Origin of the sequence: Prosthecobacter sp., from assembly GCF_029946185.1 — a bacterium.
GTDB lineage: Bacteria > Verrucomicrobiota > Verrucomicrobiia > Verrucomicrobiales > Verrucomicrobiaceae > Prosthecobacter.
On the sequence record NZ_JAQSEA010000230.1, the window covers coordinates 1 to 20,734 of the forward strand.

At 59.3% G+C, this 20,734-nt stretch carries 14 protein-coding genes; 12 read left to right on the top strand and 2 right to left on the bottom strand.

The features are described 5' to 3' along the window. Positions 1–404: 404 nt before the first annotated feature. From PSV43_RS19095 to PSV43_RS19135, 9 genes are all read left to right on the top strand, one after another. Positions 405–1,088 (top strand): GntR family transcriptional regulator, encoded by a 684-nt coding sequence (locus tag PSV43_RS19095; RefSeq protein ID WP_300201176.1) that lies wholly within the window; start codon positions 405–407, stop codon positions 1,086–1,088. Between the two features lie 116 nt (positions 1,089–1,204). After that, complete coding sequence (locus PSV43_RS19100; RefSeq protein ID WP_300201179.1) at positions 1,205–4,165, top strand: PSD1 and planctomycete cytochrome C domain-containing protein; 2,961 nt, start codon at positions 1,205–1,207, stop codon at positions 4,163–4,165. A 9-nt stretch (positions 4,166–4,174) separates the two neighbouring features. Further along, complete coding sequence (locus tag PSV43_RS19105) at positions 4,175–5,569, top strand: DUF1501 domain-containing protein (protein ID WP_300201182.1); 1,395 nt, start codon at positions 4,175–4,177, stop codon at positions 5,567–5,569. A gap of 16 nt (positions 5,570–5,585) precedes the next feature. Then, the gene (locus tag PSV43_RS19110) at positions 5,586–6,593 is read left to right on the top strand and encodes a succinylglutamate desuccinylase/aspartoacylase family protein (RefSeq protein ID WP_300201185.1); all 1,008 of its coding nucleotides are present in this window, start codon (positions 5,586–5,588) and stop codon (positions 6,591–6,593) included. Continuing rightward, on the top strand, positions 6,590–7,810 hold the full coding sequence (locus PSV43_RS19115; protein WP_300201188.1) for an MFS transporter: 1,221 nt from the start codon (positions 6,590–6,592) through the stop codon (positions 7,808–7,810). Before PSV43_RS19110 ends, PSV43_RS19115 begins: the two co-directional genes overlap by 4 nt. Further along, positions 7,807–10,425, top strand: a complete 2,619-nt coding sequence (locus PSV43_RS19120; RefSeq protein WP_300201191.1) for an alpha/beta fold hydrolase — start codon at positions 7,807–7,809, stop codon at positions 10,423–10,425. The genes PSV43_RS19115 and PSV43_RS19120 overlap by 4 nt, the downstream gene beginning before the upstream one ends. Positions 10,426–10,437: 12 nt before the next feature. Next, a complete protein-coding gene (locus PSV43_RS19125) occupies positions 10,438–11,937 on the top strand; it encodes a M81 family metallopeptidase (protein WP_300201194.1) in 1,500 nt (499 codons plus the stop codon). Beyond that, on the top strand, positions 11,934–13,070 hold the full coding sequence (locus PSV43_RS19130) for a mandelate racemase/muconate lactonizing enzyme family protein (RefSeq protein WP_300201197.1): 1,137 nt from the start codon (positions 11,934–11,936) through the stop codon (positions 13,068–13,070). Before PSV43_RS19125 ends, PSV43_RS19130 begins: the two co-directional genes overlap by 4 nt. A 114-nt stretch (positions 13,071–13,184) precedes the next feature. Beyond that, positions 13,185–13,514: a hypothetical protein gene (locus PSV43_RS19135; protein ID WP_300201199.1), complete on the top strand. Its 330-nt coding sequence runs from the start codon at positions 13,185–13,187 to the stop codon at positions 13,512–13,514. A 436-nt stretch (positions 13,515–13,950) separates the two neighbouring features. Here the strand turns inward: PSV43_RS19135 and PSV43_RS19140 are convergent, their stop codons facing one another. Then, the gene (locus PSV43_RS19140; protein ID WP_300201201.1) at positions 13,951–14,889 is read right to left on the bottom strand and encodes a cupin domain-containing protein; all 939 of its coding nucleotides are present in this window, start codon (positions 14,887–14,889) and stop codon (positions 13,951–13,953) included. A gap of 589 nt (positions 14,890–15,478) precedes the next feature. Between PSV43_RS19140 and PSV43_RS19145 the strand changes: the two genes are divergently transcribed. The 3 genes from PSV43_RS19145 to PSV43_RS19155 all read left to right on the top strand — a co-directional run bounded on the left by PSV43_RS19145 (position 15,479) and on the right by PSV43_RS19155 (position 19,391). Further along, on the top strand, positions 15,479–16,564 hold the full coding sequence (locus PSV43_RS19145; protein ID WP_300201204.1) for a hypothetical protein: 1,086 nt from the start codon (positions 15,479–15,481) through the stop codon (positions 16,562–16,564). 547 nt (positions 16,565–17,111) lie between these two features. After that, positions 17,112–18,119, top strand: coding sequence for a kelch repeat-containing protein (locus PSV43_RS19150; RefSeq protein WP_300201207.1), 1,008 nt, complete (start codon positions 17,112–17,114; stop codon positions 18,117–18,119). A gap of 6 nt (positions 18,120–18,125) precedes the next feature. Continuing rightward, complete coding sequence (locus PSV43_RS19155; protein WP_300201210.1) at positions 18,126–19,391, top strand: PQQ-binding-like beta-propeller repeat protein; 1,266 nt, start codon at positions 18,126–18,128, stop codon at positions 19,389–19,391. A gap of 427 nt (positions 19,392–19,818) precedes the next feature. On the opposite strand, the gene PSV43_RS19160 is transcribed toward PSV43_RS19155, so the two are convergent. Beyond that, the gene (locus PSV43_RS19160) at positions 19,819–20,574 is read right to left on the bottom strand and encodes an alpha/beta hydrolase-fold protein (RefSeq protein ID WP_300201213.1); all 756 of its coding nucleotides are present in this window, start codon (positions 20,572–20,574) and stop codon (positions 19,819–19,821) included. Positions 20,575–20,734 lie beyond the last annotated feature (160 nt).

Genomic DNA, 20,734 nt, shown 5'->3' on the forward strand with positions numbered 1-20,734 from the left:
CATGCCGCCACGATCACGGTGCTCGCCGATCCCGAGGGCAATGGCCCGGGACACCTGGATCACCGCCTGTGATCCAGTGGTGAACGAGGGGAAAGGGATTCAGCCAATCTGGGTTCCTTTTCTTTAGCTATGCCTAATGGGCAATCATCCAATCTCGCTCCCACCGGAGCAATGTGGTACGTGCGGCATTGGGCGTGCTCTATGCGATACCCTTTTATGTTGCTGCGGCGTGTCGGAGAGCCTCCGGCTGACGAAGCAACGACTGCGGATGACATGATCTAGAGTGAGCTGACGTGATAGAGCAAAAGGTTGCGGCTGGAATCGCGACCTTGCCGGCAAAATCAATGGTTTTGTAAGAAGTGATCTCCCAGGGTTCGTTTATTGTATACAGTGCGCGTACCCTGATGAACCACAAAACGAAACCCTTACCTTCCAAACTTCACCTTTCTCCACTTGCGCGCCGTAGCCTTGCGGGAGATGCCGTCACAAGAATTAGACGAGCCATTATTGAAGGGGAGCTTGCGGCTGAAGATGCGCTGACCGAGGACCAACTTGCGGCCAAACTCGGCGTCAGCCGAGTGCCGGTTAGGGAGGCGCTCATTGAGCTGGAGCAGGAGGGCTTGGTGGAGTTCGATGCTCGAGGCCGGAGCCGCGTGCGAGCGTTTACCGAGGACGATTTTGAAGAGGTGTTTTCGATGCGTTATTCATTGGAAGTGATGGCTGCCCGAGTGGTCGCGAAGCGGCTGACGCAGGATGATGTGCAGGATCTGGAAGCCATGATCTGCCAGCAGGCTGCTACCAAAGATCTCACAGAACTAAGCCTCCTGGACGTGGCCTTCCATGACCGCATCATCCAGGCGGCGCGGCATCGACCACTGGCGGTGTGCTGGGAAACCATCCGGTCACAAATTGAAGTGTGGCTGGCGCGGGCACATCGCGCACAGTCAAAAATGAAGCTGTCCTCGATCGAACTCACCGTTCCCGGTCATCGGCGTTTGCTGGCCGACCTACGCAGCGGGAACGAGCGTAAGGCTGAGAATGCCATGCGGCTGGAGATGGCAACTTGGCGTGAATGGTTACCTGCTTAAACCCGCAGTAGTATTGAGCGATGATGAAACGCAAAACTCACCTTCTTGCTCGCGTTGCGACGTGTTGCGCTGCGTTGCTTGTTTGCTCAACGGCGCTAGCCGCCGAGACGGATGGTGTGTCGTTTTTTGAAGCAAACATCCGACCGCTGTTCATCGAGCATTGTCAGAAGTGTCATGGTGAGAAGAAGCAGGAGAGCGAGCTGAGGCTGGATTCCAAGGCAGGCTGGCAAAAGGGTGGTGGACATGGCGCGGTGATCGTGCCGGGTGATGCGGAGGGCAGCACACTGATCAAAGCGGTTCGTCGCGTGGACAAGGATTTGCAGATGCCGCCGAAGCGTCCGCTCGCGGCAAAAGACATCGCGTTGCTTGAGCAGTGGGTGAAGATGGGTGCGCCTGACCCGCGCGTGGCGACGACGACGACATCGTCGGGCGTGGACATGGAATTAGCAAAAAAGCATTGGTCTTTCCAACCAGTGAGGCGTGTTGTGCCACCGAGCACTGAGGGGAACACCTGGAGTCAGCAGCCACTGGATCGCTTCGTATTTTCCGGGTTGAAGCAGCAAGCTCTGCGACCCAATGGAAAAGCCGACCGTAGGACATTGATGCGCCGTGCGACGTTCGATTTGACCGGCCTGCCGCCGACGCTGGAGCAGATGCAGGAATTCTTGAGCGACACTTCGCCCGATGCCTTTGATCATTTGATCGAGCGACTGATGGCGAGCACGGCCTATGGCGAACGCTGGGGTCGGCACTGGCTGGACGTCGCTCGCTATGCAGACACAGCCGGGGACGGCGCGGACTATCCAGTGCGCGAAGCGATCAAGTATCGCGACTGGGTGATCAAGGCCTTCAACGCGGACCAACCGTATGATCACTTCCTGCGTGAGCAGATTGCGGGCGACATCCTCGCGGCGCAGGGACCGCCTGCTGAGTTTGCCCATCGCGTCACGGCCACGGGCTTTCTCGCGGTCGGCAAGCGCTATGGTTACAAGCCTTCGCCGGACTACCAGTATCTTGATTTCGCGGATGCGATTGACTCGGTGGGCCGCTCGTTGCTCGGCCTCTCGCTGGGCTGCGCACGCTGCCATGATCATAAGTTCGATCCTGTCACGACGGCTGAGTATTACGGCCTCTACGGCATCTTCCAGAGCACAACGTGGGCCTTCCCCGGTGGTGAGGAACAGAAGCGACCCTCGCAATTTCCTGCACTGGTTCCACCTGCTGAGGCGGCTCGTCTTGATGCAAACAAGACTGCGGTGCTCGCTCGCCTGGATGCGAACGTGGCACGCATGAAGCAGCAGCGCAGTATGCTTGATGGCAAAGGCTCGGCGGGCGGTATTGACCTCGGCTTCGAAGAGCAAACCATTGGCAAACCGCTGACTAAGCCCTGGTTTGCGGCGGGTCCCACCACTGTCACCGCCGATGCGCAAAGTGCCTTCACACACATCCATCCGCAGGGTAAACAAGGTGTGCGCGTGGGCAGCGGCAAGCCCAACGATGGCGTGCGCTATGTCTTCACCAACGGCCTGCGCGCCACGCCTGGCAAGCTGATGCACTTCAGCATCGACTTCCGCACGGAGGCTGCGACGGAGAAAACAGCTGCCTATCGTTTTTTTCTGGGACATGGTGTCGTGCAGTCAACAGCGCTCGATATCAGCGTGACAGCGAACGAGATCGCCCTTCGCAATGGCGGCAAATGGGAGGTTCTTCGCAAGCTCAATCCAGGCACATGGTTCACGCTGCGGATCACCATTGACCCTGCACGCAAGACTTATTCAGGTATCGTGGGTACGGTCGGTGATCTGACGGCGTTCCAAGACAAGCCACTGGGCGCGAACTGGGATGGCATCGCCGACACCTTCATTTGCGACGGCATCGGTCATGTGAGCGGCGCTGCGCCAACACGCGACCTTGATAACATCGGCCTGCAAGAAGCAGCCTTTGGCGAACCCGGCAGCGCACCGGTCACCGCGACCAAGCCATCCGCCGAACTCATCGAACGCCTAAAGAAACTCGATGCCGACATTGCTGCGGCAATCTCATCGCGTGAGGACGAAGCGACAAAGGATGTTTATCCGGTCGCGTATGGAGTCAGCGAGGGAAAGCCGATCAATGCGCGCATCCAGTTCCGTGGCGAACCCGACAAGCCGGGTGCTGAAGCGCCGCGTCGCACATTGTCGATTCTCGGTGGTGGCACCCTTCCTGACCCCACCGCAGGAAGTGGTCGCTTGGAGTTGGCAAACTGGATCGCCAGCCCGGCCAATCCGCTGACGGCGCGCGTGTTCGTCAATCGTGTCTGGCAGTGGCACTTCGGGCGCGGCCTCGTCACCACGCCGAGCGACTTTGGACTGCGTGGTGATGCACCGAGTCACCCTGACCTGATCGACTGGCTAACGTCGGAGTTCATCGCCAGCAATTGGTCCATGAAGGCGCTACATCGACTCATCATGCGCTCGCGGACTTATCAGCTCGCGAGTGATGATGACGCGGAGAACCTAAAGCTTGACCCTGGCAATCGCTGGCTGTGGCGTTACGAGCGACAGGCGCTCGATGCGGAGAGCATACGCGACGCGATGCTCGCCGTGAGTGGTCGTCTCGATCGTAGTGTGCCTGGTCCCCATCCGTTTCCTGAGGTGAAGAAGTGGGCGTACACGATTCACAAGCCCTTCCAGGCCGTTTATGATAGTGATCACCGCAGCGTGTATCTCATGATCCAGCGCAACAGCCGGCACCCGTTCCTTTCGTTGTTCGACGCCGCTGACCCCAACCTCAGCGCGCAGCAGCGCATGTCGAGCACGACGCCGACGCAATCCCTCTTCTTGATGAACTCACCCTTCGTTCGCGAGCAGTCCGAAGCCTTCGCACGCCGACTGCTGGCCTTGCCAGGGGACGATGTGAAGCATGTGCGACTTGCCTTCGAGATGTCACAGGGACGTGTGCCTACCGACTCCGAAATGGCTGATGCCATGGCATTCATCCTCGCCAGTCGCAGCAAGCTCACCCGTGATGGAACCGCCGCATGGACGAGTCTCGCGCGTGTGTTGCTCACCAGCAATGCCTTCCTCTATCTCGACTGATCTGCCGCCATGAATACCCTCACATCTTCATCCCGCCGTGGCTTTCTCAGCCGCGCGTCTGGCGGCTTTGGTGCAGTGGCTCTGGCTGGAATGTGGAACGAACTGCAAGGCGCAGATGATCCGCTCGCGCAGCATCGTCCGCACTTTGCACCGAAGGCTGATCGCGTGATCTTCCTCTATTCCACGGGTGGCACCTCGCATGTGGACAGCTTCGATCACAAGCCGCAGCTCATTCGCGATCACGGCAAGTCCATCACCGCATCGCGTTGGTTGAACAAGCCCGGCGCGTTCGAGCGCTTCCTCATCAAGCCGCACTGGGACTTCAAGCAATACGGTCAGAGCGGCACCTGGGTCAGCGATTTGTTCCCCCACATCGGCGCCGTCATTGACGACATCTGCGTGCTCAATGCCATGCATTGCGACAGCGACGGCCATGACAAAGCCACACTGGCCGCTCACACGGGCTCCGCCCAAGCCTCGCGGCCGAGTGTGGGATCGTGGCTCAGCTATGGCCTGGGCACGGTGAATCAGAACTTGCCGTCGTTCATGGTGCTCGCACCCCAGGCACCGTATGCCGGTGCGCAGACTTGGGGCAGTGACTTTTTGCCCGCCTGTCATCAGGGCACGCGCATCATCCCTGGCAAGGTGCCGCTGCCCAATCTCACCTCCGCTTCGCTCACGCCTGACCTGCAAGTGATGGAACTCGCCTTGCGCAGCAAATTGAACCACACTCATCTCGAACACCGCGCTGCCGATGCTGCGCTCGATGCGCGCATCCGCTCATTCGAGACCGCCTTCGGCATGCAACGCGAAGCACCCGATGCCTTCGATCTCTCGCGTGAGAGCGATGCCACGCTGCAACTCTATGGATTGAAACGTGGTGATACCTCGGGCTTTGGCTGGCAGTGCTTGGTCGCCCGCCGTCTAGCGGAACGCGGCGTGCGCTTCCTCGAACTCATCGACGTTGGCTCCAGTGCGAACTGGGATTCACACGGTGACATGGCCGACCATGCACGACTCGCTAAGAACATCGATCAACCCATCGCCGGCCTGCTCGCCGATCTCAAACAACGCGGCATGTTAGACCGTACACTCGTCGTGTGGACCACCGAGTTTGGCCGCACGCCGTTTCATTCCCAAGCCAACCACAAAGGCCGCGAACATCACAATCTGTGCTTCTCCTCATGGATGGCTGGTGGCGGTGTGAAGGGCGGCCTCGTTCATGGCCAATCCGACGAGCACGGCATCCTCACTGCCACCGACGCCGTGCATACGCATGATCTTCACGCGACAATGCTGCACTTGCTGGGCTTCGATCACGAACGCCTCACCTATCGCTACGCCGGACGCGACTTCCGGCTAACGGACGTGGCCGGTGATGTGATCCACCCCGTCATCGCGTAATCCCCATCTGCATCTCATGATCATTACCTCTCTCGATTTCGACAAACCGGGCAAGCAGCAGGGCTTCCTGCAGGTGCCGTATTCCCACAATCTCGGGGGCTGGGCGAATGTGATGATCCCCATCACGGTCGTGGCGCGCGGCAAGGGGCCGACGGTGCTCGTGCTCGGTGGCAATCATGGGGATGAGTATCAGGGACAGATCGCCGCGATGAAGCTCGCCCGTGAACTGACACCCGAGAAGGTGACAGGCCGCATCATCCTCATTCCGTCGCTCAACTTTCCCGCAGCACGTGCTGCCACGCGACTCTCGCCGCTCGATGGCATGAACATGAACCGCGCTTTCCCCGGCGATGCCGAAGGCCCGGTGACGAGTCAGATCGCGTACTATTTGCGCACGGTGTTGTTTCCTATCAGCGATGTCGTCATCGACAGTCATAGCGGCGGGCGCAGCATGGAGTTCGTGCCCTGCGCGCACATGCATCTCGTGCCGGATCGCGAGCAACGGGCCAGGATGTTTGCCGCCATGCTCGCCTGGGGTACGGAGTTCTGCTTCATCTACGCGGACATCGCCGGCACCGGCCTGCTGCCGGTCGAGGCGGAGAATCAGGGCAAGCTCGTCGTCACCACCGAACTCGGCGGCGGCGAGTGCATTCCTGCCAGCGTGCATCGCATCGCCCAGAGTGGGCTGCGCAATGTACTCCTCCACGTCGGGGCGCTCAAAGGCCGCGAAAAGCCGCGTGAAAAGCCTGCGATCATCACCCAGGCTACGCGGCGCGAAGATTACATTCTCGCGCCGGAGTCGGGCATCTTTGAAATCACCGTCGATCTGGGTGAAAGAGTGAAAAGCGGGCAAACCGTGGGCTGCATCCATCACCTGGAGCGTGCAGATCGAGCGCCGGAACCCATCATTGCACAGAGTGCTGGTTACTTGATCACGATGCGAGCCCCCTGCCTCACGCAGCAGGGGGACTGTGTGGCGGTGGTCGCACGGCAGGTCAGTGAACGTGAAGTTCTACGCGCATGAGCCGAACGCGATCAGCCGGTGCGCTCGTGGCCTTCATGTGGTTCGCGTATTTTCTGAACTACTGTGACCGGCAGGCGATCTTCTCGATGTTTCCGTCGTTGAAGCTCGATCTGAGCATGACGGATCAGGAACTTGGGCTCGTCGGTGCGGTGTTTCTCTGGGTGTATGCCATCGGCTGTCCGATCTCCGGTTATCTTGGCGACCGCTTTTCGAAACGCCTGCTCGTCGTGCTGAGTTTGATCGTGTGGAGCTTCGTGACCATTGGCACCGGCTTCGTTGCCTCAGGTATGCTGCTGCTCGTGATGCGTGCGGCGATGGGCGTGTCCGAGTCGCTCTACATGTCCAGCGCGGTCGCGCTCACGGCCAGTGCGTATCCGGCGGCACGACGTTCTCGGGCGGTGTCGATGCTCATGACCGGCCAGATTGCGGGCACCGTGGCAGGCAGTTGGTTTGGCGGCTTCATGGCGGATCGCGGTCAGTGGCGCTGGGCCTTCTTCGCGCTCGGGGCGGTAGGCGTGCTCTATGCGATTCCTTACTTTGCTTTCCTGCGGCAGGTTGGCGAACCGCAGCCTGACAAAGCCGCGAGCGCGGGAGGCAGCAGCTTCACAGCACTCATTCGTTCGCGCACCTTTGTGCTGCTCTGCTTCGTGTTCCCGGTGTTCGTGTTTGGCATCTGGCTGCTCTATGGCTGGCTGCCGGCATTTCTGCATGATAAGTTTGATCTCAATCAAGCTGACGCCGCGTTCAACGCCACCGTCTTCCTGCAAACTGCCACCTTGGCTGGTGTGCTTGGTGGGGGCATGTTCGCAGATTCGCTTTATCAGCGCATCCCATCCGCGCGCTTGTGGCTCATGGTGTGCAGCCTCGCGCTGTCCGCACCTTGCATTCATGCCCTCGGCAACAGCGACACGCTCCTCGTGACTCGCATCGCCGCCACTGGCTTCGGCCTGTTCAGCGGCCTCTTCATTGCCAATATTTTTCCTGCGGCATTCGATGTGGTGTCCGCAAACGCACGGGCAACTGCCGTTGGTGTGCTAAACTTCTTCGGTGCCATCATGTCCGGTTTTGCCACGCTCTTTGGCGGCATGTGGAAGCAAACCCTCGGCATCGACCGCCTGCTCTCCTTCACCGCGCTGGCTTATCTCGCGGTGGCCATCGCTTTGATCATCGGCATTAGGGTGCTGTTTCCGAGCGATCACGAAAAAATCACGAGATGAGAACCTACATTTCCATTCTTGCCCTGTTTCTAGGCAACGCATTTGCCGCCGAGCCTCAGGACCTTGCCTTCAAGGCAGGCATCGACGGCAGCGAGCAGCGCTATGTGGAACTCATGCCGGCGAGCTATGATCCGCAGGTGCCACACGATATCGTGCTGGCGTTCCATGGGCACGGGTCAGATCGCTGGCAGTTTATCAAAGATGCGCGTGGCGAATGCCAAGGGTTGCGCGATGTGGCGGAAAAGTTCGGCATGATTGTCGTCGCGCCAGACTACCGGGCAAAGACTTCGTGGATGGGACCAAAGGCGGAGGCGGATTTGGTGCAGATCATCGCGGAACTCAAGCAGCGCCACCACGTGGGGCGGGTGTTTGTCGCCGGAGGCTCGATGGGGGGAACAGCGGTGCTCACTTTCACCGCGTTGCATCCTGACCTCGTGGCGGGCGTGTGCAGCCTCAATGGAATGGCCAATCTGGTCGAGTATGAGAAGTTTCAAGAGGCGCGCACAGTCTCCTTTGGCGGCTCGAAAACAGCAGTGCCGGAGGAATACAGGAAGCGCAGCGCGGAGTTCCAGCCCGAGAAGTTCAAGATGCCGGTGGCCTTCACGACGGGTGGCAAAGACGAGACCGTGCCGCCGCAGAGTGTCTTGAGGCTCGTGGAGAAGCTCAAGCAGGCGAAAGGCAAGGTGCTGAGCATCCACCGCGAAGCGGGTGGACATGCCACGACCTACGAGGACACCGTCGTAGCGATGGAGTTCATGCTGCACGAGGCGGGATGCCGGACAAGGAGCGAGCGTGACGCGCTGCGTGTCACGCTGGAGTCCAAGTCAACGAATACGGATCTGCTGGCAGATGCACAGGTCTTTGGCAAAGCCATCGACTGGGCTTTGAAGTATGATTCAGTACTCACAGAGGGCGACATGCGATTGCTTAAGCATGTAGGAGTCCGTGCGAAGGAGCGTGCGGTGGCCATTGCTGCCATCACGCCGACCTGGACCACGAAGAAGGGAAAAATACTGCGAGGTTTCTTCTCCGCCGTGGATGGTTCCGTGCAGCCCTATGGCGTGATCATCCCGAAGAGTTATGACGGCACGAAACCGATGCGCCTTGATGTGGTGTTGCATGGCAGCTCAAAACCCGTGGGCATGAGCGAGCTGAAATTCATCACGCGATTTGATGAAGGCGATGGCGAGGCGAAGTCTGTACCCGATGTCGATTACATCGAGCTGCATCCGCTGGGCCGCGTGGAAAACTGCTATCGCTGGGCGGGTGAAACGGATGTATTCGAGGCCATTGAGGCCGTTTGCCGGAACTACAAGATCGACCGTGACCGCATGGTGCTGCGTGGTATGTCGATGGGCGCATCGGGCACCTGGCATCTGGGTTTGAAGCATCCCGATCGCTTCGTCGCCATCGGGCCCTACTGCGGCTATGTGGACACGCATCGTTTCTCCGAGACCCCGATTCCTGGCTTCATCAAGGTCGGGCCGCTGCCAGCGTATCAGGAGATCGGTCTGCACATGCTCGACTCAGTGGACTACGCCGCCAACGCCGGAGTCGTGCCTGCCATTGCGGCCATTGGTGACAAGGATGTGTTCTTCCAAGCTCACGTCATCATGGGCGAAGCCTTCCAGAAAGAAGGTTTGCCCATGGTGAATCTCATCTCGCCTGGCACCGGTCATGTCATTGATCCGAAGACGCATGCCGAGCAGATGCGCCGCATCGGTGAGTATGCCGATAGGGGACTCAATCACGATTCGCAGCAGCTCCGCTTCGTCACCTGGACGCTCAAATACAACCGTTGTGACTGGCTGGAGCTGCTCAGCCTCGGCAGGCATTACGAACGCGCCGAGTTTCGAGCCAGCAGGGTCGGCGAAGGCCTTGAAGTCAGCGAAGCAGACAACATCACGCGTTTTGCGATCCATCGTCCACTGTCCCAGATGCGCATCGCGGGAGTCGAGATCCCCCTGCCTCCGCACCAGGTTGATGATAGGCTCGTTTTCACCAAAACCGGCAATTCCTGGCACTGCGACGGCCCGCGCCAGCAAATCAAACTCACTGGCAAACGCCCGGGCCTGCAAGGCCCCATCGACGACGCCTTCGCCACGACTTTTCTCTGCGTGCGTGGCACTGGCAAGCCTTGGAATGCGGCAGTGCATGCATGGGCGAACGAAAACCTAAAGCGCTTCCAATACGAATGGTCGCGCTACATGCGCGGCGACCTGCCGGTGAAGAACGACACCGAAGTCACAGCGGCTGACGTGCGCGACAAACACCTCATCCTCTTCGGCGATCCTGGCAGCAACTCGTGGATCGCCAAAGCGCTGCCGAATTTGCCCGTGACGTGGACCCACGACGAAGTTCGTCTCGGCGAGGTCACGCAGCCAGCCAGGGATCACGCGCCCGTTTTCATCTGCGCCAGCCCGCTGGCGCAGGACCGCTACCTCGTCATCAACAGCGGCCACACCTTCCACGAGAAGGCGTTCTCCGCGTTTAATTATCTGCTGTTCCCACGGCTTGGCGACTGGGCGGTGATGCAGGTCGGAGCGGAAGAGAATGTGATCCGTGCCGGTTATTTTGATGAGTCATGGCGGAAGGCTGGCGTCGTTGCACCGTAGAATATCGCACCCATGCCACGAATCCTCATCGCCGAATGCAAACAGGAGGTTGCCACCTTCAATCCGCACCTGAGTGGATACGCTGACTTCGGCATCCGGCGCGGCGAAGAACTGCTGCACTACCACCGCACGGTGCGGAATGAGATTGGTGGGGCGCTGAGTGTGTTTGATGACGTGCCGGACGTCGAAGTAGTTCCGGCTTACAGCGCGTTCTTCATCACCTCAGGTGGCACTTTGGCCAAGCATGCTTGGGAAAAAATTGCGAGTGAATTTATCGACGCCATCCGCTTCGCGCCTCCTGTGGATGGTGTGTACTTCTGCATGCACGGAGCGATGGCTAGCGAGACCGAGCTCGATCCCGAAGGCTGGTTGATCGCGGAAACGCGGAAGCTTCTCGGCGAGCACATTCCCATCGTCGTATCGCTCGATCTGCATGGCATCCTCACTGATCGCATGGTCGAGCAAAGCGATGCCATCGTGGCTTATCACACCTATCCGCACGTCGATTTTTTTGAGACAGGCCAGCGCGCCGCACGGCTGCTGCTGCGCATCGTCTCGGGCGAGGTGAAGCCGGTGACGGCCAAGGTGGCGATTCCGGCGCTCGTTCGCGGTGATGAACTCATCACCGCCACAGGGTTGATTCGTCACGCTGTCAATGCAGCCAAGGCCATCGAACAGAGTGTTGCAGGTCTCTCGGCAGCGATCATGTGGGGCAATCCATTTACCGATGTGCCTGCATTGCAGACGTACAGCTTCGTCGTGACCGATAACGATCCAGCGCTGGCAGAACGCGAAGCACTGCGCATCGCGCACCTGTTCTGGGAGCATCACGAAAAGATGCACGTGCCATTGGTGAGCCTGGATGAAATGGCACGCAGTGCCATGGAGCCAAGCGGGGGAACCATCGCCCTCGTCGATGCGGCGGATGCCACCAGTTCCGGGGCCTCAGGCGACAGCAATGCGATCTTGCTCGCACTTATGGCGGCTGGTTACGCAGGCCGCGCATTGCTCCCCATCGTCGATGAACCGGCGGTGCAGCAGGCGTTTGCTGCTGGCATTGGCGCAACCATCACGACGGCCATCGGCGGCACGCTTGATCCAAAGCGCTTCACACCGTTGTCGATAACCGCCAGGGTGCGACTGCTCGCGGATGGGCATTTCCGCAGTGAGTCTTTCGGCGAAGCATGGTTCGCCGGGCCGACGGCAGTGCTGGAGGCATGCAACTTCACGCTGGTGGTCAGCAGTCGTGCCGTGAATCTCTATGACCGCTCATTCTTCCATGCGCATGGTCAAAACCCAAAGCGCTTCGATGCGGTGGTGGTGAAGTCACCCCACTGCCAGCACCACATGTATGCCGATTGGTGTTCACGTTTGGTGCATGTGGATGCGCCGGGCTCATCCAGTGCCAACCTGCCTTATCTCGGACATACCTGCTGTCCGCGTCCGATTTTTCCGCTGGATGCGGAAGTTCCGTTCCAACCGCATGCCAAACTTTTCCAACGACACCCATGAAAATTCGTGAAATCCGCTGCGCAGGTTTGCGCGGTGCCACCCCCGAAGGCGGCTGGAGCAACGAGCTACGGCCTGAAGACTGTGTTCACACACTCATCGCAGTTCACACCGATGAAGGCGCGGTGGGACTCGGCAGCGTGTTCACCCATGATGCGCTCGTGCGGGCCTCGCTCGCGGTGCTGGAACCGCTGTATCGAGGCGAGAATGCGCTCGAACCCGAGCGCGTGAGCGAGAAGCTGCATCAAAATATGTTCTGGCTTGGACGTGGTGGCTCCATCACGCACACCATCAGCGGCATTGACATTGCGCTCTGGGACCTGCTTGGCAAAGCCACCGGGCAGCCGGTCGGTCGCCTGCTGGGTGGTCGTTATCGCGAGCGCGTGCAGCCTTATGCTTCCTTGCTGATGGATGAGCCGGCGAAGCTGCGTGATCATTTGCTTCAGGTTAAAGCGCAGGGATTCCGCGCCTTCAAAATCGGTTGGGGACCGTTTGGTCGTCGGAATGCCGCCACTGATGAAGCGATCGTCAAAGCCGCACGTGAAGCAGTGGGACCGGAAGCGCGATTGATGGTCGATGCAGGGGGTAGCGATGCGCATTGGACGAATGGCTACAAGTGGGCGCTGAACACCGCCAAGATGCTGGCCGATTACGACGTGCATTGGTTTGAAGAAGCGCTCGCGCCAGACTCACTCGAAGACTTCGTGAAGTTGCGCGAGCATTCGCCGGTGCCAATCAGCGGCGGGGAGGTGCTCACGCGGCGTCAGGCATTTCAACCTTTCCTCGAAGCGCGCGCCTTCGACATCATCCAGCCAGACGTGACGAAGGTCGGCGGCATCAGCGAAGAACGACGCATCGCGTGGATGGCGCAGGAGCACGGCGTGCAGTTCATTCCGCACGGGTGGAACACGGCCGTGGGACTCGCGGCCGATCTGCACCTCGCCTCGGCCTTTCCCGGCACCGATCTCGTCGAATACCTCACCGGCTCGCCATTTATTGACGAAATTACCCTCGGCGGCTGGCAGCTCGACGCCGATGGCATGCTCGCCATTCCGACCACTCCCGGCCTCGGTCTTGAACTCGACCCTGATGCGGTGGCGAAATACACCAACGGAGAGAAGTTACTGGACCGATGAACCACCAATGGATGCTTCTCCCGGGTTATCGGAGAGATCATCGTTGGGGGCGGGAAGCTGCTGTTGATAAATAAAAACACCCATCCCGTGCGTCGTTTGGCAAACTGATCACGGATGCCGCCCACTGAAACCACTCTCACCCGACTCCATGCCAATTACGCCGTCAGTGCGTATCACTTTGTATGGTCGGTTACGAAGGATGAATCGCTGGCACAGGAGGTGGTGCAAGAATTGTTTCTCAAACTCGCCCGTGATGTGGGTGTCTGCTCCAACCGGCTCATCCCCGCCGTGCTGCATGAATGGCGCGATCCACGACATGACAGCTTCGAAGGTCGCAATGTCTGGAGCCTGTTTAACGCATTCACGGAGTCGCCCAAGGATGGCAATCTCGCCGAACTGCCTCCGCATCCCTTCATCCCGGCGTTGATTGCAATGCCGGGATGAAGTTGGTGGAAGCGCACGTCGTCGGTGCATGTTTTTAGCTATGCCAGCAAGGCAATATCTTGAACAGGTGCATCAACGCGATCCATGCGGGGAGCGCGAATGCGGATCCGACGAATTGGCTGGTGACGCAGGAGATGATGGAGCGGGAGATTGCCAAGGTGATAAAGGCGAAGGCCGAGCAGTCGGGTGAGAAGGGGAAGAGCCCTAGGCTGATTGGGTTTCAGCCGAGTTGATCGGCGGGAAGATTGCTTTTGAGGGTGGCGTGTAGTGTTGGCCATGGACGTGGCACGGGCATGGGGTGGCGGGGGCTGACAAGTCCCACATCCGCCCCAGCCGCGAGGCCTCCTTTGTGCCTCTCCCGACATGGCTGCGGAAATGGCCGCGCACGGCATGACCGCTGCGGCTTGAGGCAGACATTGCCTTCGCAACGCCCTGCTCAATACCCATGCGCAAACTGGATGTCGAGCGTCTGCATGTAGGTGTGCAAACCCGCATCTTGCACCGGCAGGACGATGGCGTCCTCGTCGCTTTCGTTGTGATGGGAGTGCCACCAGCCGGGGGGCGTCACAAAGGCTCCACCGGCCACCCAGTTGGCTCGGACGGGGTTAATGATGTTGCCATCGGTATCGAGATCGCGGCCGATCATGGTGTAAACGCCTTCCGTGGCCTTCACGGCGAAATCGAGGGCGATGGAGTTGTGCCGGTGGGCCTTCTGTTTGCTCTTCGCTGGCAGCAGATTGTAGAGCGACCACATCGAGTGCGTGAGCGTCATCGTCTGCGGGCAGTCAGGATTCGCCAGCAGGATGCCGTTGCGGTTCTTGTCCTTGCCCATGTTTTCCTTTCGCACCTTTTCCAGCTCGCTCGTGAGCAGCTCACGGGAGAAATAGAGCGGCCGGAACCTCGGGCTGGAGGGCTTGGCACCGAGGAAATCCATCAGCGGCTGGTCGTTCACCCAATAGAAGGCGCTGTCCTCACTCGCGCGATGCCGGATCTCGCCGGTGACTGGCAGCGCAAAGAAATCGCCCGTTTTCCAGCTCAGCTTCTTGCCATCGATCACGCTGAAACCCGCGCCGCGAATGACATAAAAAACCTGACTGCTGGCATGGCAGGAGGTAGGCAGCTCCTCGCCTGCGGCGATGTGGACAAAATGGGCCAGAAGATTGGGCCCGGTGGCAGGGTGGCTGGTTTGGAGCTTCTGGGACAGCTCCAACGGGATGATTTTGCTCTCGGCGAGGTGATGCATCGAGGGCGGAAACACATCAATGCCGATCTTGGGCATGCGCGGATTCGCCGCGCTGCCATACTCGAAGAACAAGCCGTGCTTTTCCCATTCTTGGTTGCAGGTCGGGGCGGAGTCTGAGGTGGTGGCAGTCATGGGGCTGGATGAGTGTTCGGCGGAGAATAGGCATCATTGAAGGGGCAAGGGAAGCGCTTTTGTCGGTCGAGGCTCGTGCCCGGTGCCATCCACTAACGTGCGAAAGCCTTTCTCGCCCCTGGCACCTTTGCCGCTGTCTTTGAGTGTGCCAGGCTTCCGTCCCTGGGCGATCTCGATGTCAGCGGCGGCCGGCTTGGTGATGGCGGTGATGTCCAGATAGCCGAGGCGGTTATAGAGGGCTGGGGCGTAGTTCGCATCGCGGATGGCGGCCTAGTGCTTCCAATGTCAAAGAGCCTCATTCATGGCGCTGCCTTCTATGAACTTCGCCACGGTGTAAAAGCCTTCGCCTTGGCTCAGCGGATGACTCCAGCTTCTAGGAAATTGTTTTTGAGGGTGGCGGGTAGTGTTGTCCCGGGACGTGGCTCGGGTACGGGGGAGGGGGGCTGTCCCCTGGGTGTAAGGACAGGAAAGTGACATCGGGTGGGCTTTGATTTCACGCACTGGCCTTCAGGGCGAATTCGGCCCTATGGCGGCGGACTGTCGCATAGGCTGATTGCAGAGCGGCGGCAGGTCCGTATGAATTGAAATCATGTCCACCCACGTGCTCCGACTCCTCTCCGCCAGTTTCGTCCTTCTCGCTGCCCATGCGACGTCTCAGGAAACTCCCGCCTCTCTCGATGGCTTGGCCATCGGTCACGGTCCGGCCCGCTATCGCGTGGACATGAAATGGGCCAAGGCAGATCCCTCGGTCGCTCCGGTGATCAATTCGCATGCGCTGGCTGAGGGGCGCGACGGGCGCATCTACCTCGTCACCGATCATCCGCAAAATGACTTCATCGTGTTCGAGAAGGACGGTCGGTACGTGCGGTCGATCAGCAAGGGGCTCGGAGGTGGACATGGACTGGAGATTTTCGAAAAGGACGGAGTGGAATACCTGCTGCACATCGACTGCGGCTGGCACTTTGCTGCGGAGGGATGGAATCCGAAGGCCGGTCAAGGACGCGTCACGCTGTTAACCACAGCGGGCGACGTGGTGCGGAAGTTTCCCACACCGCAGGAACTCGGCATCAACGAAGGAAAATTCATGCCTTGTGACGCGGCTTACACGCCCAGTGGCACGCTGCTGATCGCGGACGGTTACGGATCGAACTTCATCTATGAGTTCACGCTGGAGGGAAAGCTCATCAAGAAATGGGGTGGACCCACGAAGGACGCCGCGAATCTCAGCAACGCGCACGGTATCTCCATCGATGCGACCGATCCGCGCGGTCCGCTCGTGTGGGTGCCATCACGCAGCCAGAGCCAGATCAAGGCTTTCACGCTCGACGGCACCTATGTGGACACCATTGACCTGCCGGGTGCCTTCGCCGGTCAGCTCGTCTTTCGCGATGACAAGATCTACACTGCCGTCTGCTGGAGCAAAGAGAACGGCACTGGCAAGAAGCTCAACCAGTCTGGCTTCGTCCTCGTGCTCGACCGCAAAACCAAACGCGTCCTCAGCGCCCCCGGTGGCAGCCAACCCATCTACACCGACGGCAAGCTCCAGCCGATGCACCAAACCGAATCCGTCTTTAAACATTGTCACGATCTCTACGTGGACAGCGCCGGCGACATCTACGTCGGCGAATGGAACGCCGAACGCCGCTACCCGTGGAAGCTTAGTCTGGTGAAGTGAAGCGCGGAGCTATTTCACCTCCGTCCGAAGCTGCTTCAGCAGCGTCTGAATGGTGTTGTTGCGGATGCTGATGGTCGTGAAGTCCGTCTTTTCGTTGAAGGCCATCTGTCAGCTAGGAAATTGCTTTTTCGGGTGCCGGGTCGGGTTGGCCTCGGGTCGCAACGAACACGCTTGGAGGACGGGGCGGGTGGCGAGAAAATGTGGGACGATTCGGCCGTGGCTGACTGCGCCCATCCACGGCTGCATGCAGCTCGGTGTTGAGCCCTGCCTTGGTCCGCGCCAAGCATGTGCAGAAGGCCAGAAAACCGAAAACTTGCTGCCGGAGATTCCGGATGCCTCTGCTTGCTTATATTGCATACCACGCTTTCCGGGCTTCATGCTAAAACTTGGAGGCGCTCCAATGGGAAAAGGCTCGAGCAAGTGATTGAGCGCTTCATCGGTTCTGACTTCGGCTTCTTTCCTTGCCAGCTGATCAAATACCCGCTTTGTTCTTTTTCGAGCCAACCCATCTCTAGCGGTCAACGTCATCCTCTCACTCTCTCCGCATATGACTCGTAGCCTTCTGCTGACCCTGTCCCTGACATCGTCCATGCTGCTCCCGGCCGCACCACCGCCGCTGCCGAAGGCGGTGACGAGTTTTGGAGCGGTGGCGTGCGAGGGATTTGTCTATGTCTATGGCGGGCACACGGGAAAGGCACATGAGTATTCGACGGCGTCTGTGAGCGGGGCGCTGTGGCGGCTTTCGCTGACGAGGCAGGATGCATGGGAGGTGTTGCCCGGCGGTGTGCCGGTGCAGAGCCCAGGGATTACGGCGTGGCATGATCAAGTGATTCTCGCGGGCGGAATGCAGCCGCAGAACGAACCGGGAGCGGATCAGAAGCTGATGTCGCTGGATCATGCGGCGCTCTTTAGACCAACGACTAAGACTTGGACCAAGCTGCCGTCACTGCCGGAACCGAGGTCGAGTCATGCGCTGGCGGTGATCGGCGATCAACTGTACATGGTGGGTGGCTGGCCGTTGAGCGTGGGTGCACCGAAAGCAGAGCCGAAGTCGGACGGACCACCCGCGAAGAAGTGGCATGACACGATGGCGGTGTTGGATATCTCAAAACCGGAGAGCGGATGGCAGACACTACCGCAGCCATGGAAGCGACGAGCGCTGGCAGCGGTGACGTTTGCCGGAAAGATCTGGTGCGTCGGCGGGATGACGGAGGACAACGAGCTGTCGTCGGTCGTGGATATCTATGATCCGTTGACGAAGCAGTGGAGCAGTGCACCACCCGTGGGTGAGACAGAACGAGCGAAGGCCTTTGGCTGCGCGGCCTGTGTGGTGGGTGACAGCTTGTATGTGAGTCCCGAAGGCGGGAAGATCTATCGCATCGGCGCGGATGCGAAGCAGTGGATTGAGTGCGGCAAACTCGCCAAGTCGCGCTACTTTCATCAACTCATAGTGCTGGATGACACACACCTGATGGCGCTGGGCGGCACGTCCGGCGGCAAGCCGATGGATGACGTGGAAATCGTGACGCTGGAACAACCCAAGAACGCTCCCTGAATCTGCATGAAACGCCCGCTCCAAGCATTCGCCTCCGTCTTGATCCTGATCGTGCTGGTACGCGGACACGCCCTGGCCGGTGAAACCACGAAGGGTGTGGACTGGCCACAGTTTCATGGTCCGGCGCGCAACAACACAACGTCTGAAACAGGCTGGCGCAAAGAGTGGCCGAAAGAGGGCCCGCTAGTGGCCTGGCGGGTGAAGGTGGGCGTGGGCATGGCATCGTTTGCCGTGGTTGACGAGCGTGTCTTCACAATGGGCAATGATGGCGAGAATCAAGACACCCTTTTCTGCCTCGATCTGGTGAGCGGAAAGCCGCTCTGGCGGCATGACTACCCCTGCAAGAGTGCGGCTCATCAAATGCCCATCGTACCCGGTGGTCCGAGCACCACGCCCTGTGTTGGCGACGGCAGAGTCTTCACCGTCAGCCGCGAAGGGGATGTCTTCTGCCTGGACGCACTCACGGGCAAGATCGTGTGGCAGAAAAACCTTTTGCGCGATTTCCACGGCCAGCGACCTGTCTATGGCTACGCAGGTAGTCCATTGCTCTGGCAGGGAAAGCTTATTCTCGATGTCGGCGGAAACGTTGGATCGACTGTCTGCCTGAACGCGGCCACTGGCGATACGATCTGGGCTCAAGGTGTGGGCGAAGCGGGCTACTCCACACCGGTGGTGGCGTCGCTGAGAGGTCAGGACAGGCTGGTGATGTTCAAGGGCCGGGAACTCGCGGTGCTCGATCTTCAGAAGGGCAGCGCCATCGCCAGCTATGCGACAACGACCAACGACTTCTGCAACTGCGCCACCCCCGTTGTCACCGCCAGTGGCACGATCTTCATCTCGCACACCGGCAACGATGGCTCCACGGGATTGAACTTTGACGGAAGCACGCTGAATGCAGCATGGAACGTGCGTGACCTCGGCATGCTGTACAATTCCGGCGTGCCGTGGGGTACCAAAGCACTGATGGTCTTCAACGATTCCAAGCGCGGTGTGAATGACCTGCGCTGTCTCGACCTGACCACCGGGAAGGCTTTGTGGCAATCCGCTGAGGTGGCCAAGGGCACCGCCATCTTCAGCGACGGCCATCTCATCGTGCTTAGCACCACCGGCGAACTGCAACTCTGCCAACCCTCGGACACCGGCATCAAGGTGCTGGCGCGGGCACCGGTGCTCGAAAATAAATGCTGGGTGCTGCCCGTGCTCTCCCGGCACCGCCTGCTGTGCCGCAGCAACTTAGGGGATGTGGTGTGTCTTGATCTGCGACAACCGTGATCGATCCCAGCTTGCGCATGCGGTGTGGCCGATTTCAAAGAATCCGCCTCGGGGATCGCGAATCATCGTGTGATTTTTCGGGATGCCCCCACAAATGTACCAGCCCTGGTGCAAACATGGTTGAACACTGCCCGTGAAACGAAACGACCGCGAGTTCATTCGCTCCACCACCACCCTGCTTGATAGGCCACTCCCCCCCAGCCAATGATGTTCTTAAAGGGGGGGTGATCGCGCTTCAGACATCACCAGTCTGGAAACCTTCCGCCCAACCACAAGCAGGTGGTCAATGCGGGTTCGGTGGGCCAGCAACCGTCCTCCACGTTGGAGAAGGGTGAAGCAAGCACCGAGTGCGGGGAATGTTCACGGGCGGTCACGCCTGCGGATTTGTCCTCGCACGGCTCAAAAGCAATTGCTTGTCAGAAGTGATTCAGCCCTTCGAGTTCGAGAGCAGGAGCGCTGCTCCTTGTTTCCAGCAAGCCCAATCGTGCCCGCCCTCGATCTCGATCAGTTGATCTGGCTTCAAGATGGAGCGCGCAAAGAGTCGATTGCTGGCCAATAGTCTGTCGCTTTTCCCCACCGCGAGCGCGATGGGAAAAGGCGGGCCAGAACGAGAAAGCCACTGGCGCTTCATCTCGATCCACATTTTCTGAAGCGCCTCGGCCTTGCTGCGTGGAGTTCCCACTGGGCTATCCCATTTTTCCAACCCGCCTGCTTGCTCGATCTCAGCCAAAAGCTCCTTGTCTCCAACAAAGGGTGATAGGAGAAGCATTTCATCCACCTCCCCAGGGAAACGGAGGGAGTATGTGAGTGCCCCGAGGCCACCCATAGAGACACCGATGATCGTCACCCTCAGCCCCTGTTTTTTAGCCGGGCCAATGATTTCCTCATGCAGGCAGGTATCCGCCAAACCCCTCATGTAATAGCCCATATGCAGATCTGGAGCCACAATTCGAGCCAGGGGGCGCTCCTTCTGGATAAGGTCCACAATGCCGAATTGAACAAATTCCTCAGGCGGACTCAATCGTCCCGGCAAGAGCAGCACCAGTTCCATGGCCTTGCTCCCTTGAGGTTCAAATTGGAGCTTCCTCAGAGGTCGCGTCGCCGGGGGGAGAAGAAGACGACAAGCCGACAACGGCAGAGCAGCCAATGCCGTCATGAAATGGAGAAACTTGGAGCGCATCATAAAGAGAGAGCGGATAAGCCTTTGACGGCCCGCTTGGTATTCCGTGTGGACAATGACTTACGACTTAAAGGTGGCTCGAAGTCGCAACATAAAAGATCGGTTCTTCAACCTTAACCCCAGGGCTTACGCATGAACAGAGCGACTGAATGTGGTGATTAGA

Excerpts from the sequence above, each read along its gene's own strand:
- PSV43_RS19130 (WP_300201197.1), top strand. The coding sequence starts at position 11,934 with ATGAAAATTCGTGAAATCCGCTGCGCAGGTTTGCGCGGTGCCACCCCC.
- PSV43_RS19095 (WP_300201176.1), top strand. The coding sequence starts at position 405 with ATGAACCACAAAACGAAACCCTTACCTTCCAAACTTCACCTTTCTCCA.
- PSV43_RS19140 (WP_300201201.1), bottom strand. The coding sequence starts at position 14,889 with ATGACTGCCACCACCTCAGACTCCGCCCCGACCTGCAACCAAGAATGG.
- PSV43_RS19125 (WP_300201194.1), top strand. The coding sequence starts at position 10,438 with ATGCCACGAATCCTCATCGCCGAATGCAAACAGGAGGTTGCCACCTTC.
- PSV43_RS19120 (WP_300201191.1), top strand. The coding sequence starts at position 7,807 with ATGAGAACCTACATTTCCATTCTTGCCCTGTTTCTAGGCAACGCATTT.
- PSV43_RS19150 (WP_300201207.1), top strand. The coding sequence starts at position 17,112 with ATGACTCGTAGCCTTCTGCTGACCCTGTCCCTGACATCGTCCATGCTG.
- PSV43_RS19160 (WP_300201213.1), bottom strand. The coding sequence starts at position 20,574 with ATGATGCGCTCCAAGTTTCTCCATTTCATGACGGCATTGGCTGCTCTG.
- PSV43_RS19110 (WP_300201185.1), top strand. The coding sequence starts at position 5,586 with ATGATCATTACCTCTCTCGATTTCGACAAACCGGGCAAGCAGCAGGGC.
- PSV43_RS19145 (WP_300201204.1), top strand. The coding sequence starts at position 15,479 with ATGTCCACCCACGTGCTCCGACTCCTCTCCGCCAGTTTCGTCCTTCTC.
- PSV43_RS19115 (WP_300201188.1), top strand. The coding sequence starts at position 6,590 with ATGAGCCGAACGCGATCAGCCGGTGCGCTCGTGGCCTTCATGTGGTTC.
- PSV43_RS19155 (WP_300201210.1), top strand. The coding sequence starts at position 18,126 with ATGAAACGCCCGCTCCAAGCATTCGCCTCCGTCTTGATCCTGATCGTG.
- PSV43_RS19105 (WP_300201182.1), top strand. The coding sequence starts at position 4,175 with ATGAATACCCTCACATCTTCATCCCGCCGTGGCTTTCTCAGCCGCGCG.
- PSV43_RS19135 (WP_300201199.1), top strand. The coding sequence starts at position 13,185 with ATGCCGCCCACTGAAACCACTCTCACCCGACTCCATGCCAATTACGCC.